Here is a 16144-nt window from a genome sequence, read left to right on the forward strand (position 1 = left end):
TATGCTATAAAGAGATAACGCCTTTCAATTATTTGAAAGGCGTTTTTTATGAAATCAATTAAATCCCCTTATTCCCTACCTTACTTGACTGCTAATTTTAGCCTTCTCTCTTTTTTATCTTAACTAATGAAGTAGTATACTTTAACTGCGAAATGAGCAAGCCGTTCTACGAACTTCTATTATTCTGTTGGAATATAACTATTGATTAAAATAAAAAAAATATCTCTAAGCACATTTAAAGAAGCTGAAACTTTATTGCTAGAGTGTTATCAGAACATAGAATATCAGACAATATTCTTAAGTATGCAATGGCAATTGTCTTGGCTCAAGAGTCTTGCTGTACTCCCAACTATTTGCCTTTTTGAGAACGAAAATAAGATTATCGGCTTTGCTTGGTTATCCGATAACCCCTTAAAAATCGTTAGTCGTTTTCATTACACATTATTGAACCAAACAGGTATTAAAGAAGCTGACCAAGTCTGGATAGAGTTCAACAATATTATTTGTTCAGAAGAGTACCTAGAAGGTTGTGTTCAGGCTTTGATGGAAACTCAGTTTACCGATACTAGCAATTTAAAGTTTTATATATCTATGTGTAAAGAGACCAGCCCATGGTTGAATTTTGCATCCAAATCTGGTTGCCCAATTGTAGTAGACAGAGTTGTAGGTTATAAAACCAAACTTGATTTTGACAGTTATACAGATGAAATAATAGATCGTTTTTCGAAAAATACGCGAAGTCAAATAAGGCGTTCAAACAAGGCAATTTTAAAAAATCATGGGAAGTTATTAATATCACAAGCTAATCAAAAAAACACAATGGCATTCTTTAGTAGTTTGGGTAATTTACATATTAAACGTTGGAATGAGTCCCCCGAAGGCAGTGGCTTTACTAATGAACAATTCTTGTCTCATCACACACACTTTCTTTCGCATTTTCCGGGCAAGGCTAACGTATTGAAAATTTCTGCTGGAGACCTAACTTTAGGGTATTGCTATACGTTTTTGGATAAAGAAACCGTTTACTTTTACTGCTCAGGAATAAATTACGATATTGAAACGAAACCAATAAAACCAGGTTACTCTATTCATTTCGAATTAATGAAGTATTATGCCAATAAAGGATTCAAATGGTACGACTTCATGGGAGGAGATAGTCGCTATAAACAGAGCCTCAGCACAAACAAATACTTTTTCAGTAATATATCGATTTATAAAAAGTCACTTTTAGGGAAGCTTCTCTATTTTTATAACTCTCGCTAACGTCTTTCGGAAATTACTTTAGCCGGATTACCACCTACAATAACGCCATCAGGTACATCATTTATAACTACTGCACCGGCTGCAACTACACTCCCTGCCCCCACGTTAGCCATAATAAGTGCGCAGTTACCAATCCAACAATTTTGACCAATAATTACTTTTGTAAATGAGCCGCCTTGATCCTTAATCGGTACATCCGGATCACTGAAATTATGTTGACCTTTGCCACTCATAATATGGACACCACTACCCACTAATGTGTTCTTGCCAATACAACATTTGCCAATGTTACACTGTGGACCAATATATACTCCCTCTCCTATTTCAGTATCTTGCTGAGAAAGTAATGTTCCAAAACTTATCATCGCATCAGGTGAGCAATAGGTAAGTGCTACGCGATAAAAGCCTGCTCTTAAATAACTTCCTGTTTTACCTGGCAGAATTGAAAGAAATTGACTAAAAGAAGACGTTAATTGGTCTTGATTTAAAGCGTGAGCTAATATTTTAAATGTGACTGAAAAAGGCAGCATCGCTAGAAAACAACATACAAAAAAAAGGGTTTTAATTATAGTTTTCATAGCGAACTCAGCGTTGTTTCTAGCGGCTTCAATTGTTGGTCCCAACTGTATTCAGCCCTTATAGCCTCAAAGGCTAATGTTGCTTTGCCTGCCGCTTCCGTTTTATTTTCGATAGTGTCGATACACGCTTTTGCAAATGCATCTTCATTATTTTCTATCCACATGGACAATGGGCTAGCGAAAGCAATTCCTTCAGCCCCCATTGCAGTGGTAACGATAGGTAACCTACAAGCAGCAGCCTGAAGTACTTTATTCTGTACACCTCTGGCTAACCGAAATGGTGCTACAAATGTATCAGCTTTGTGAAAGAATGGCAGAATATTGTCTACAAACCCTGTCACATCAACACCGTCAAAACTAGTTAAAGCATTTACCTCAGCGATAGGGTTCATACCAGCAATGGTAAAAGTGGCATTCGGAAAGTGAGAAATAATTTTAGGCCAGCATGATTTAACAAACCACACAACGGCGTCGACATTGGGCTTGTAATCCATAACGCCAGTAAACAAAAAATTCGGATTGGCGTTATTAGGAGGGACAGGAGCTGGATAGAAAGCATCAAAATCTAGCCCATTACCAAGTACCTTAACAGGATTGACATCACTCACTTGCCGACGAAATAGTGAAACCTCTTCGTCTGCTATTAAATAAGTTTGTAGGAACTCAGCGCATGCTTGTTTCTCTAATTGTTGTATCTTGTTACTTTCTCGCTGATATATGAACCGCATAGGCCATTTAGTAGAAGTGGTGTACTGTCTCCACTTATCAGAATCAACATCCATAAAATCCATTAAAATATGGCAATTTGTAGTGCCATATTCTGTCGATTCAAAAATGTAATAACCCAAACTCGAGGCAGTTAATAAAACCACATCGCAGTGACTTGCTAAACGTTGATTTAATGCGTTCTGCAACGATTTACTGTAAAAAGCGCCAACACTTATCGATTGGCCTTTTAATAATGCCCATGCATAGCGGCGCGCTTTAGAAGCTAATTTACATGCGGTGACATGAATATTTAGATGCGACTTGAGCGCGCTTACATGTTTTTCATCTTCTTCCGATTCAATTAATGTTAGTACTTCTACCTGATAGCCAAGCTGAATCAGCCGTTCTATTTGGTGGTATGTTCTTAACTTTTCGCCTTTATTAGGGGGGAAAGGGACACGCTGCGCTACCACGCAAATTTTCAACATCTATGCCATCCAAGCTTATTTAAGAGATTTAATCCTAACTCCATATTACGTTGTACACTTTTCATCGTCAAAGGGAGTTAATATAGATTAGGGCTACCCAATACCGTCATAGATTGGCATACTAAGTACAATATTGTGGAGTAATGCTGCGCTTACCCATTCATGGAAGAAGTAAAAGAAAGAAGTAATGACGCAAACCGTATTTTCAATTCATTTCCCTAAAAATAACCAAGCATCTGTAGGGCATTTTGTTACAGGTATTCCTTGTCCAAAAGGGAGATGGCCTGCTACTGCGCCTTTAAAACTACACTGCAATACGAACAATTTAGAAAATACGACTATCCGAGCCACTTCTTTGTGGCCCGATGGGTCGATGAAGTGGCTACATGTAGAAGGACTTGTGGGCAAACCGTATGCCAACGACGATATAAATGATGACTTAGCAGCTAATATAGATGTGCAGTTAACGCTTGCTGAACAGCCTCCCACTACCTTAACCAATCCGGTTTTAAAAGAAAAAAATAAACTTTCAATCAGAACCAATAATGGCAAGTGTATTGAAGTAGACAGCAGCCAGTTGTTAGCATTTCATGAAACTTCTTTGGGAGATACGCAATTTTATCTCTTAGAAGAGGATGTGTCTCATTGTCATATACAGAGCTTTTCGTACACTTTAAATAGTAATCATCTAGGGTATCAAGCAGTTAAAATAACCCAAACTGCACACCTTGAACTTGCATGCGACAAAAACCTAGATGTAGAAATATCGGCTACCGTTTTTCTAAATAATGGATATATCACAGGGGAAGTCACGATTAAAAACCCCAGTGCCGCATCACATCCAAATGGCCAATGGGATTTAGGTGACCCTAACTCTATCCATATTAAAGAACTTGGGTTAGCAGTTAATGCCGCTGGCTCATCAGTATCTTTTTTAGTTGATAATATTACTTACTCGGTTGAAGCTGACAAACCACTGTCAATTTATCAAGCATCAAGCGGCCATGAGAATTGGCAAAGTCTTGTCCACGTTAATGCGGACAATAAACTACCCTCTTCTTTTAAAGGGTTTAAGTTAATGTCGGGTGAAAAGGTTCTTACCAACGGCGCGCAAGCGCAGCCGGTTTTGCACCTTGAAAATGAGCAAAGCTCTTACTACCTCGAAGTCAGTCGATTTTGGGAGAACTTCCCATCGTCTTTCACTGCGATTAGCAGTAAATCAGAAATAAGTTTATTAGCTTCTCGCTATGGTGACCCCGAAGAGCTTCAACCCGGAGAGCAAAAAACACGTCATTTTTCACTGGCCGATGAAATGGTGGCTCAAGCTAGTATCGTTATGTGTCCCGAGTGGATAAGAAGTACACGCACCCTACCTTTCCTAACGGATAACAGTTCGTCATTGAACAACATGATCCAAAGTGGTGTTCAAGGCCCTTCATCATTCTTTCAAAAAAGGCTGGATATTGACGAATTTGGCTGGCGTCACATTGGCGAACTCTATGCCGATCACGAAAAAGCAGAATCTCCTGACGTTGAGTTTTTTGTGTCTCATTACAATAACCAGTACGATCCAATTTATGGCATGCTTTGCCAATGGCTAGTAACCGGAAACAAAAAGTGGTTTGAATTAGCCGATGATTTAGCTAAGCACGTTGCTGATATCGATGTTTACCATACTCATGATGATAAGCCAGAATACAGTGGCGGGTTGTTTTGGCATACTGACCATTATGTTCAAGCTTACACCGCGACTCATCGAACCTATTCAAAACACCAACCTACTGGTGTATATGACGATCATGCTGGTGGTGGTGGCCCTGGAGGACAGCATTGCTATACCAATGGATTAACACTCCACTACTTAATGACGGGGTACTTACCTTCAAAAAGTGCCGTGTTATCTATTACAAATTGGGTAAGAAATTACTATGAAGGTGACGGCACCCTACTAAGCGCTTTACTAGCACTGAAAAACAGTGCGGTGCCTGGGGTAAAAAATGTCAAAACTGGAAAATACCCGCTAGACCGGGGTACCGGAAACTATATTCAAGCGTTAATGGATAGATATGAATTACTAGCCGATATTAGTGACATTCACCGAGTATCAACCATCATTCAAAATACCGTATCTCCATCCGATAGTTTATCCGAACGAAACTTTGAAGATGTTGAAAATACATGGTTTTATACCGTTTTCTTACAAGCAGTTTGCCGGTTTATCTCGATAAAAGAAAGTTTATGTCAGCTCGATGAAGACCACTATTTTGCCGTTGCATCGTTATCCCACTACGCCAAGTGGATGATGCAAAATGAGTATGCGTATTTAGATAAGCCGGATATTTTAGAATTCCCCAACCAAACCTGGAGCGGACAAGATTTACGAAAGCTTTGTGTCTTAAATTTTGCATCTAATTACCTGCCTGATTCTCAAGCCCAACAAGCGTTAAAAAAAGTAACCGAATTAGAGCAGCAAATAACTGAACGACTATCTAACAGTAGCGAGTCATCAACGACCCGTTTGTTATGCTTGATGATGCAAAACTCAAACTATGCGAGCTACCTCAGTGCTGCTGCTCCTATGCGCAGCGCTAATAATATACCGACAACTGATAAGATAAAATTCGATGCCAGCAATAATGGCATTTTGTCTCACATTCTTTCACATATAAAAAGCTTCTCAGTTTCAAATGAGCGAAGACAATTTGTTAGGCGCTTTCCGCAGTTCCAAAAATGGTTAGGTAGGCCATGAGTATTCTTACTAGCTTTATCATTCCACACAAGGGCCGTGAAGCTATGCTTATTGATACTATCAATAGTATCGCTAAACAAACGGTTTTCAGAGACAGTTATGAGGTTATCGTTGTCAGTCAAAATACATCAGCTTCCCAAAGGCTCTCTGCTCTTGGGGAGAAGTTAAATTTATCTATAATTTACAACGCTGAAAATAAAACCATCTCACATTCAAGAAACTTGGGTGCCAAACACGCAAAAGGAAATTTTCTAGCATTTTTAGACGCTGATGTAGCACTATCCCCAAATTGGCTTGAAACTGTGAAGGCAAAGCTAGAATCTGATGGTTCCTCAGCCTTAGTTAGCGCTATGCAGATAAACAGTAACGATGCGCCGCCTTTAGAGCGTATTCGAACGGCGTTGAGTAATGCTGATTTAGATACCGAAGTCAGCTTTCTTCCAGGCCGAAACCTGTTTTTATCAAAAGAAACCTTTTACGAAGCGGGACAATTTCCAGAACATCTATTAACGTGCGAGGATTACTACTTTACCGACAAGGTAAATCAAATAGGTAATTTGTATTACACTTCAAAAGCTCATTACGTTCATTTAGGTGAAGACAAAGCCTTTATTCCTATGTGGAAAAAAGAAATTTGGCGAGGGCAGTCAAATTTAGCATCACTTAAAGGCAGAGATATCCCACTACGAGAACTCCCTAGTTTTATTGTGCCGTTTGCCGTTACTGGCGGCGTTATATTATTTTTCTTAACGTTAATTTTTTCACAAACCGCATTTGCGACTCTATTTGCTTTAGGTTCGTTCATTCCATTATTAGCCTATACAGCAAGACTAAAAAAACTAACTGGCAAACAAGTGAGTGTGGGATATTGCTTACTATTTTACAGCCTTTACTTTCCTGCAAGGGCTATTGGAACATTATTAGGAGTACGCGGCACGGTTAATACCAGTTCGCATAAGTAGATTATGAAAATATTGCAGTTTATATGCTCCACAGGTTTCTACGGTGCAGAGCGTTGGGTATTGGCGCTGTCAAAGCACTTACCAGACAATGTAACAAGTGAATTGGCCGTTACGCTTGAACCCGGAACCGAAGAGCTTGAACTTGTGAAGCAGTTTGCACCTATCGGTAACACTCACTATATCCCAATGAAAGGGCGTTTCGATTTCTCTGCCGTCACTAAATTAGCTGAGTTAATTAAACAGCAAGGTATCGATGTCATCCACACACATGGTTATAAGTCAGATATTCTGGGTGTTTTAGCGGCAAGGAAAGCAGGTATCCCCTGCGTTGTAACGCCTCATGGCTTCGAAAACGCCGCAGATTTCAAGCTTCGCCTCTTCATCTGGTTAGGCTGCCAGTCGATGCGTTTTGCAGATAAAGTCGTTCCCTTGTCGAAGCAGCTAATGGTAGATGTTCAAAAATTCAATATTAAGCAAGATAGGTTAGCTTATATTCAAAATGGAGTAGACCTTTCTGAAGTAGAGGAAGTTCGCCTTACCAAAGCGCCAAAATCAAGCAATGTTAAAACCATTGGCTTTGTTGGGCAAATGATTAGCCGAAAGAACATGAAAGCCATTCTTGATTGTTTTGATACCTTGTATAAGAAACGACAAGATATAGAATTAGTTTTGCTAGGGGACGGTGAAGATCGACCTGAATTAGAACGCTATACTGCCACTTTGAACAGTAAAGACGCAGTTAAATTTTTAGGCTTTAGAAACGACCGATTACAGTTATTACGTGATTTTGATTTATTTGTGATGACATCAACGCTAGAGGGTATTCCTCGCTGCTTGATGGAAGCATGCGCGATGGAAATCCCAGTGTCTGCTTATGATATTGCTGGTATTGACCAACTAATCACGCATAATAAGTCAGGACTACTAGCACCATTGCACGATAGTCAACAATTGCAGCAAGATTGGGAAAAGCTATTAGACGACGTTGACTACGCAAAAGCGCTTGCCGCTAATGCAAAAACCTTCGTTGAAGAAAACTTTTCAGCGAAGCGAATGGCCGATGAATACCTGCATTTATTTAAGCAATTAGTGTAAGAGAAAGCGAATGCCTAAACAGGATGTTTTATTTGTTTTAACTATCGACACAGAAGAAGAGTGGCTGTGGGATGACGAGTTTCCTCAGCACGATTGCTCGGTTAAGAATGTAGCTAAACTTCCTGACTTTCAAACATTTTGTGCATCGCTAGGCATTCGTCCCACTTATTTTGTAGATTACGCTGTTGCTAATGACACTACTGGCAGCAAGATTTTAAGCCAATTCGCAAAAGAAAATGCTGCAGAGATAGGGGCCCACTTGCATCCTTGGTGCAACCCGCCCTATTTTGGTAAAACAACTGAAGCAGAATCTCATGTTATCAACCTTCCGATAGAACAAGTTGAACAAAAGCTAGATGCATTGACAGATATTATCTACCACAATATTGGTGTCCATCCTCAATCCTTTAGAAGTGGGCGGTGGGGAATCAATGGACAAACCCTTTCGCTGTTAGCATCTAAGGGCTATAAGGTTGATTCAAGTGTTTACCCCTTTTATAAAAACGACTTTTTTAGTTGTTTAGGTGCGCCAGGCTCCCCCTACTTTCCTAGTTTTGAAAATGCACTGTCCCCAAGTAGTCAACGTTCGCTGTTAGAGCTACCAGTAAGCGCCGGTTTCAATATTAAAAACTTTAAACTGGGTGAAAACATTCACGATACCCTATCCCAGCCTCCGTTTAGTTGGATTAAATCTATCGGCGTTCTTTGGCACAGCAAACTCTTGAGGAAGATTTATTTAAGCCCTGAATTAACTAAAAGTGAAGATATGACCACACTTGTAGACCAGTGTTTAGCTAAACAACATCCGGTTATACACATGTACCTTCATAGCTCTAGTTTAATAGATGGTGCGACTGGGCTTTTAAATGTTGAAGATGCATTCACTCGTATTTGCAAGCGAATAGAAAACCTAGTCAGCCATTTAGAAACAAAAGCAAACGTTCGGTTTTGCACAATTTCAGAGGCCAAAGTGTTACTAAGTAATTTGCCGACAAAAGATTCAGTTATCAAGTTAAAGGAGGTGAGTTAATGACTCCCCCCCCAACACTTTCTTTTCAGCTTGCTACTATTAGTCAGCAAGATGAATGGGACAGATATGTAAGTACTCACGAACAAGCGACTGCTTACCATAAATTTGCTTGGCTACTTGCGGTTAAAAACGCATATGGGCACGCTATAAGTGGTGTAATTGCTCGAGAAACTCAAACTAATGAAGTTGTAGGGGTTTTTCCTGCAATTTTGATGAAAACCCCAATTATTGGTCGTCAACTTTGTAGCCTTCCCTATTGCGATGTAGGCTACCCAGTTGCCGATAGCTCTGAAGTTGTTAGTGAAATGCAGCGCTTTTTAGAAAGTCAGCAAATTAAGCACAACAGCCAAAACTTCGAAATTCGTGATGTAGCAGAAACGCCGTCTGAGAAAACACATTTACAACACAAAAAAGTAAGAATGTTGCTGCCGTTACCACAAAGCAGCGAGGTTTTACTAGCGAGCTTTAAATCAAAATTAAGAAGCCAAGTTCGTAAAGCTGAAAAAAACGGTTTAGAAGTTAAACTTGGTTGTAGTCAACAGCTAGTAGCTGATTTTTATGGCGTTTACACTCGTAATATGCGAGACCTAGGCTCGCCAGTACACGCAAAAAAATGGTTTGAACAGATAGTGGAGGCATATGCCGATTCATCTATTATTTCTGTTATTTATAAGGGTGATACGCCAATTGGGGCTGGCTTAGTTATAAAAAATGGTAAACACGCCTCTATTCCTTGGGCTTCTACCCTAAGGGAGTTTAACCCCCTAGCACCGAACATGATGCTTTACTGGTCGCTATTGGCGCACTGTGCTGATAGCGGTATCACTGAGTTTGATTTTGGGCGCTCTACCTTCGAAGAAGGTACATACCGATTTAAAAAGCAATGGGGCGCTACGCCACAGTTATTAAATTGGAAAAAGCTCGATAAGAATAATCAATACGTCAGAGAAAAAGAACATAATCAAGCCCCTTCAAAATTACGGCCATTAATAGAAAATATTTGGAGAAAATTACCACTGGGGTTAACCATAACAACTGGGTCGGTAATTCGCCCTTATATTAGCTTGTAGGAAATACATTAATGTGCGGCATTGCAGGATTTAGCCTATTTGATTATCAAGAAGGCAATACAACCACGTTGGAAGCGATGGGGCAGGCTATTTATCATAGAGGACCGGATGCTAGCGGTACCTACTTAGATGAAAAAATAGGGCTATGCCATCGACGCCTCAGTATCCTGGATTTAACGGAAGCAGGCAATCAGCCTATGTATTCTGCCGATGGTAATCTTGTTATTGTATTTAACGGCGAAATTTACAATTTTCTAGAGCTTAGAGCCGAGCTTGAACAACAAGGTGTTAGTTTTAAAAGCCATACCGATACAGAAGTTATACTTGCACTGTATGCGCGCGAAGGCGTTCAGTGTTTAGAAAAACTTAATGGCATGTTTGCTTTTGCACTTTGGGATATCACTAAGCAAGAGCTTTTTATCGCTCGTGATCGGTTAGGCAAAAAACCCCTTTATTACTATTCACAAGACGGACGATTCGCTTTTGGCTCAGAAATAAAAGCAATTTTAGCACTGGATAATATTCCCAGAGAAGTAAGACTAGATGCGGCTTACGATTTCTTTGCTTATCAATACGTTCCCGACCCAAAGAGTATATTTAAACATATTCACAAGCTTCCCCCAGCCCATTATATGTTGTTGAATAAAGATGGGTTTACAGTACATGAATATTGGGATTTGAGTTTCAAAAATACTTCGCATCAAAGTGAAGAAGCCCATAAGACCCAGCTTAAATCTTTATTGGAAAAAGTGACTAAGCAGCGCATGGTAAGTGACGTACCATTGGGTGCGTTTTTAAGTGGCGGCGTAGATAGCTCTGGTGTTGTCGCTATGATGGCTGAAGCAAGCGACAGCCCAGTGAAAACTTGTACCATCGGCTTTGATGATAAAGCGTTTAACGAGGCCGATTTTGCTCGAGAGATAGCCGAAAAATACAAAACAGAGCATCATGAGTACACGGTTCACCAAAATGTAGCCGAACGCTTAGAGCACATTGTTAGCTTTTTCGACGAACCTTTTGCAGACCCTTCATTAGTACCTACTTTTTTCGTTTCTGAACTAGCCCGAAAAGCGGTAACGGTAGCATTAGCTGGTGATGGCGGTGATGAGATGTTTGCCGGATACGAAAAATACACTACCGACGATATAGAGAATAAGTTAAGAAGTAAATTTCCTGAGGCTTTAAGAAAGAATCTTTTCCCTACCCTAGCACATGTAGCAGGCATACTGCCTGGCTCTGTAGGCAGAAAAGGTAAGTCTTTACTTAACAGTTTGGCACACGACCCTGCTATGGGTTTTTACATTACCAATAGCATGATGACTGACGAGATGTGGAGCAATTTAGTAAAACCAGATGTTGCAGCGCAACTGAAAAACTATCACCCAAGCCAATATACTATCGATGCCTATAACAAGGCTGATGGCCCTGACCACTTAAGTAAGATTTTATATACCGATATTAAAACTTACATGACAGGCGATATATTAGTTAAAGTAGATAGAATGAGCATGGCGCATTCCCTCGAGGTTCGTGCCCCTATTCTTGACTACCAAGTAGCGGAATTTGCTGCATCCGTTCCATCTAATCAAAAATTCCGAGATGGCGAAAAGAAATACTTACTAAAGGAAGTGTTTAAGCCCTTTATTCCTGATTCCCTACTATACAGAAAAAAAATGGGCTTTAGCACGCCGCTTGATGAATGGTTCAGGGGTGAGTTAAAAACAACTACTGAAGTCAAGCTTTTGAAGTCAAATGCCGGGCTGCATTCAGTGTTTGATGAAACTAAAATATTAAGCATTTGGAATGAACATCAATCTAATACAAAAGACCATGGCATAGTGCTGTGGAGCATGTTGATGTTCGAAATGTGGTATGAAAAATATGCAGCGTAACTTCGCCCTCGATTGTTTTCGGGCCCTAGCAATAATGATGGTGTTTACAGGCCACACTATAAATAGCTTGGGTTCTCCATTAGCCTTAGCCCCATTACAATTTGGTGGAACGGGTGTTGACTTGTTTTTTGTACTCTCTGGTTGGCTTATCGGTAATCAACTATTGATTGAAAAAAAGAAGTACGGTGATATCGATATTAAGCGTTTTTGGAGTCGACGATGGATGCGAACACTACCGGCTTATTACGCGGTATTGAGCGCAACAATTTTACAACAATACCTCACTAAAGAAGATTTTAGCTTTCCATGGGCGCATCTATTTTTTTTACAGAATTATCAAACAGATTTAGATTTGTTCTATGTAAGTTGGTCATTGTCTGTGGAGGAGCAATTTTACTTATTAATTGCCCCGTTAATCGCCATTACATTTAAGTTCAATAAGACGTCACAAACTATCGTGCTCATTTTACTTCTAATAAGTCCTTCTATATTTCGCCTTACAGAATGGTATGACTCTTTAAACGAAACTCATGTGAGGCTTGATTGTTGCGCTATGGGTGTACTACTCGCGTACTGTAAGCACTATCACTTCGAATTATGGGAGAAATTTTCACGGGAAATTCACCTCATTTTTCCAATCGCCATTGCTGCTTATATCTTGTTCTATTTGGCAAGGTATTTTCCCGATTTGGGTATCCGCGACCCTAGTAAGCTTGGCCTAGCTCTAATTTTTGGCGTTTGGATCATATGGGCTGATAGAACCAGCTTTCATAATAAAGGATTGGCCCGGTCCGTCATAATGCACATCTCAACTCGCTCCTATGCTATGTATTTATTGCATGTTGACGCTTTGGTTATTACGAAAAAATTAATTGCAAACAACCATGTTGTTATTTATTACTTCGTCGCTCTAGCTATTACCTTAATACTGTCTGAAGTTCTCTACCGCGCAATAGAAGTTCCGATTATGAGTGCAAGAAAGAATTTCAAGTTTTCTATGTCTAGAAGTAATTTAGATAGAAAAAAAAGCGCCTGTAAGGAAGTCGTAAAGCATGGTTAATATTTTACACGTAACATATGACATGCGCATTGGTGGCACTGAAATGGTTATCAAGAATATCGTTGAAGGATGCGATGATACTCAATACCGCATGTCTATATACTGCATTGAATCTCCGCTAGGTCCGTGGGGAGAAGACATGAAGAAAGCCGGTTTAAAGATCGTAAATGCTAAGCGTAAAGCCGGTTTTGACCTAAGTCTTATAAAATCACTTAGGCAATATATCATCAAACATAAAATTGATATTGTTCATTGCCATCAATACACTCCTTGGGTTTATGGTGCTTTTGGCGCTGCATTTACGAAAGCAAGAGTATTATTTACTGAGCATGGTCGATTTTATCCTGATTCAACTTCGTGGAAAAGAAAGATCATAAACCCAATTTTGACATTGCTTTCATCGAACATCACTGCAATATCGAAAGCCACTAAACAAGCTCTAACTGACTTCGAATATATACCCGAGAAGAAAATACAGGTAATTTACAATGGAATAGCTCCTGTAAATGAAACAGACAAACTGCGAAATGAACTCCGTCAGTCCCTATCTATTGATGAAGGCACTATTTTACTCGGCACCGTCGCGCGTTTTGACCCAATTAAAAATCATACTATGATGATTGAAGCATTTGATTTGGTTAAACAAAAATTTAAGAATGTTAAGCTGGTGATAATTGGAGACGGAGAAGAGCGAGCAAATATTGAAAGTTTAATTGATACATTGAGCTTAAACAATGACGTCATTTTAACTGGATACAAACAAGACGCGGCACGCTATATACAAGCAATGGACTTATTTCTTCTATCGTCACTGAGTGAAGGGACATCAATGACACTTCTTGAATCGTTATCGTTAGGGGTACCGTGCATAGTTACAGATGCTGGGGGAAATGCTGAAATTATAAAACACAAAGAAGTTGGATTAGTTACGTTAAATAATGACAAAAAATCCTTTTCAGAGGCCATATTAGTTATTCTTTCGTCCCCCTCAATGTATCAACTAATGAAAAACAATTGCCGGCCTTATTTTAACGAAAATTTTCATGCAAATAGAATGAATAATCAGTATAGCCTTGCTTACGACAAGCTAAAAAATCATGGTTAAAATACTTACGATATTGGCACTTCTTTTTACAACTACAATGTTAGTTAGTGCCCCTTACCTATCTGCATTAAGTTACACCATGGTTTCAGTGATGCAACCACAGTACATATGGTTCTGGAGCTTTGAAGGTATCCCTCTGTTCAAAATCACAGCCGGACTATCTATTTTAGCGTGGATCATTCAGGCTGCTAAGGGAGAAATTAACTGGGCAGTCTATGGCTCAGGCCAATACAAAGCCTTAGCTTTATTAGTACTTGTTATGCACCTTTCAAATTTATTTAGCCCCTTCAATAGCTACTTTGCTGGCACTAGTGCCGAAATAGTGTTGGGGACAATGCGTACAATTTTTATCATGTATACAGTTGTATTAGGGCTTATCCAGAACAAAAAAGCGTTGGTCACCTTTTGCTATACAATGCTTGCTATTGCTGCGTATTACACTTATTGGACAAATAAAGCTTATTTTGAACAAGACTGGAATATGTTTAAAGGAGGGCGTTTTTCAGGGTTACCCAGCGGTCCCTATCGAGACGAAAATGCTTTTTCTATTCTTTTAGTCATACTAATGCACTTTATACTTTTTGGAATTCTCTATTTCAAAGATAAAAGAATAAAAGTCGGTTTAATTATCCTTATCCCCTTTTTATGGCATGCTCTGATCCTTTGTGCATCGCGCGGCGCGCTGCTAAGCGCTGGGGTATCAACGTTATTTGCGACAACCATTATTCGTTCTAAACAACTAAACATCATCCTTTTGATTGCTTTCGCTGGTGCTATTATTTGGCAGGGGGGTAACTTACTCAATAGAACTACAGCAACGGTAAGCAAGGCTGAGCATAGTGAAGAGCCTATTAATCCGAGGTTAGCCTCATGGAAAGTAGGAGCGAAGCTTACGCAGCAGTATCCTCTCTTAGGTGTGGGTCCTCAGAGGTTCCAAATTGCATCTCGGGTAAATTTCCCTGGAGAGTCTCCCCATGTTGCCCACAACACGCTGTTAAATTTTTCAGCAAACACGGGCGTTATTGCTGGCTTCATTTATCTTTACTTTTTCTTCAAGTCCTTCGCTAATTTTCGTTACGTAAAAGCACACACCAAACCGGATAGTATTTATGCCTATATCAACAATGCGAGTATGTGCGGGTTAATGGGTTTTTATGTGGGAGCAATATTTCTTGACCTTATTATATTTGAACCCTTTTACTTTATTATTCTTCTGATTAGCGTAAATTACTTTCAAGTGAAAAATCTAAATAAGGTTGCTGATAAAAAGGCGAGATCCAATGAAATATAATATAACGATGTTTGCCTATAACGAATCTAGCAATATAATAGATTCCATTAAATCAGTATGGGCCAATACAGACTCTCAGCTTGGTACGTTTCATTTAATTGCGAATGGCTGCACAGACGATACCGTTTCACAGTCTCAACGAATAAAAAAAGAACTATCATTCGAGAAGCTAAATATCACAGAATTAACTATTGGCGACAAATGTAACGCGTGGAATTATTACATGCATGAATTAGCAGATGATTCCGACGTTCACTTTTTTGTTGATGCGGACGTTTCTTTTTCAGAGCACTGCTTCCCAAATATGTCAGCGCACCTTTTAAAAACTCAGGAAGAAACTGTAGCAATAGCAGGCCTGCCATTGTCAGGTAGAAATATTAATTTCTACAGAAGCTTAGTGGTAGACAGAAGTTGTTTTTTTGGGAATTTATACGGACTAAAACTCTCGTTTATATCTAGAATCAGAAACTCTTCGTTTAAATTACCTACTGGACTAAACTGGATTGATAGCTTCCTTACTAAGGCGGTTAACACTAACTTAGATTTTAAACCTCGAAACTTGCCTAACCGCGTCACATATTTAGAGGACACGGGATATAGGTTTGAAAGCCTTTCTCCTTTCAAAATTGGTGACCTCAAGTTATATAAAAACAGAATCGCACGGTATGAGCTTGGAAAAATGCAGGAGTATTATTTAGATAGTACTGATGTATTATATTGGCCAAAAGACATGAACGAAATTAATTTGAAAATTCAAGCCAACTTTCAGTCGCTTGCAAGCTCGTTACCTCTACATAAGAGAATATTGGCTAAACAACGTCTTCAAAAACTTTTAGCAAAAATGAAATGAAAT

13 protein-coding genes are annotated in these 16144 nt (G+C 39.4%); 11 read left to right on the top strand and 2 right to left on the bottom strand.

From position 1 onward, the window contains the following. Nucleotides 1–201 precede the first annotated feature (201 nt). On the top strand, nt 202–1263 hold the full coding sequence (locus tag J5X92_RS10515) for a GNAT family N-acetyltransferase (protein ID WP_208805704.1): 1062 nt from the start codon (nt 202–204) through the stop codon (nt 1261–1263). Here J5X92_RS10515 and J5X92_RS10520 read toward each other — a convergent pair. After that, nucleotides 1260–1841 carry an acyltransferase gene (locus tag J5X92_RS10520; RefSeq protein WP_208805705.1) on the bottom strand — a complete coding sequence of 194 codons (582 nt, stop codon included), beginning with the start codon at nt 1839–1841 and terminating at the stop codon, nt 1260–1262. The two genes, J5X92_RS10515 and J5X92_RS10520, sit on opposite strands and share 4 nt — an antisense overlap. Next, nucleotides 1838–3037 carry a TIGR03087 family PEP-CTERM/XrtA system glycosyltransferase gene (locus J5X92_RS10525; protein ID WP_208805706.1) on the bottom strand — a complete coding sequence of 400 codons (1200 nt, stop codon included), beginning with the start codon at nt 3035–3037 and terminating at the stop codon, nt 1838–1840. The genes J5X92_RS10520 and J5X92_RS10525 overlap by 4 nt, the downstream gene beginning before the upstream one ends. A 187-nt stretch (nt 3038–3224) precedes the next feature. Between J5X92_RS10525 and J5X92_RS10530 the strand changes: the two genes are divergently transcribed. The 10 genes from J5X92_RS10530 to J5X92_RS10575 are packed head-to-tail and all read left to right on the top strand — an operon-like array spanning nt 3225 to nt 16141. After that, nucleotides 3225–5786, top strand: coding sequence for a hypothetical protein (locus J5X92_RS10530; protein WP_208805707.1), 2562 nt, complete (start codon nt 3225–3227; stop codon nt 5784–5786). Next, nucleotides 5783–6748 carry a glycosyltransferase family A protein gene (locus J5X92_RS10535; RefSeq protein ID WP_208805708.1) on the top strand — a complete coding sequence of 322 codons (966 nt, stop codon included), beginning with the start codon at nt 5783–5785 and terminating at the stop codon, nt 6746–6748. The genes J5X92_RS10530 and J5X92_RS10535 overlap by 4 nt, the downstream gene beginning before the upstream one ends. 3 nt (nt 6749–6751) lie before the next feature. After that, nucleotides 6752–7843, top strand: coding sequence for a glycosyltransferase (locus tag J5X92_RS10540; RefSeq protein ID WP_208805709.1), 1092 nt, complete (start codon nt 6752–6754; stop codon nt 7841–7843). Nucleotides 7844–7853: 10 nt separating this feature from the next. Then, nucleotides 7854–8873, top strand: coding sequence for a polysaccharide deacetylase family protein (locus J5X92_RS10545; protein ID WP_208805710.1), 1020 nt, complete (start codon nt 7854–7856; stop codon nt 8871–8873). Further along, nucleotides 8873–9943 carry a GNAT family N-acetyltransferase gene (locus J5X92_RS10550; RefSeq protein ID WP_208805711.1) on the top strand — a complete coding sequence of 357 codons (1071 nt, stop codon included), beginning with the start codon at nt 8873–8875 and terminating at the stop codon, nt 9941–9943. The genes J5X92_RS10545 and J5X92_RS10550 overlap by 1 nt, the downstream gene beginning before the upstream one ends. 11 nt (nt 9944–9954) lie before the next feature. After that, nucleotides 9955–11835: an asparagine synthase (glutamine-hydrolyzing) gene (gene asnB, locus J5X92_RS10555; RefSeq protein ID WP_208805712.1), complete on the top strand. Its 1881-nt coding sequence runs from the start codon at nt 9955–9957 to the stop codon at nt 11833–11835. After that, nucleotides 11816–12895 carry an acyltransferase gene (locus J5X92_RS10560; protein WP_244360613.1) on the top strand — a complete coding sequence of 360 codons (1080 nt, stop codon included), beginning with the start codon at nt 11816–11818 and terminating at the stop codon, nt 12893–12895. The genes asnB and J5X92_RS10560 overlap by 20 nt, the downstream gene beginning before the upstream one ends. Then, nucleotides 12888–14000: a glycosyltransferase gene (locus J5X92_RS10565; protein WP_208805713.1), complete on the top strand. Its 1113-nt coding sequence runs from the start codon at nt 12888–12890 to the stop codon at nt 13998–14000. Before J5X92_RS10560 ends, J5X92_RS10565 begins: the two co-directional genes overlap by 8 nt. Then, a complete protein-coding gene (locus tag J5X92_RS10570) occupies nt 13993–15291 on the top strand; it encodes an O-antigen ligase family protein (protein WP_208805714.1) in 1299 nt (432 codons plus the stop codon). Before J5X92_RS10565 ends, J5X92_RS10570 begins: the two co-directional genes overlap by 8 nt. After that, on the top strand, nt 15281–16141 hold the full coding sequence (locus J5X92_RS10575; RefSeq protein ID WP_208805715.1) for a glycosyltransferase: 861 nt from the start codon (nt 15281–15283) through the stop codon (nt 16139–16141). The genes J5X92_RS10570 and J5X92_RS10575 overlap by 11 nt, the downstream gene beginning before the upstream one ends. Nucleotides 16142–16144 lie beyond the last annotated feature (3 nt).

This window comes from Alteromonas sp. K632G (assembly GCF_017653625.1).
Lineage (GTDB): Bacteria > Pseudomonadota > Gammaproteobacteria > Enterobacterales > Alteromonadaceae > Alteromonas > Alteromonas naphthalenivorans.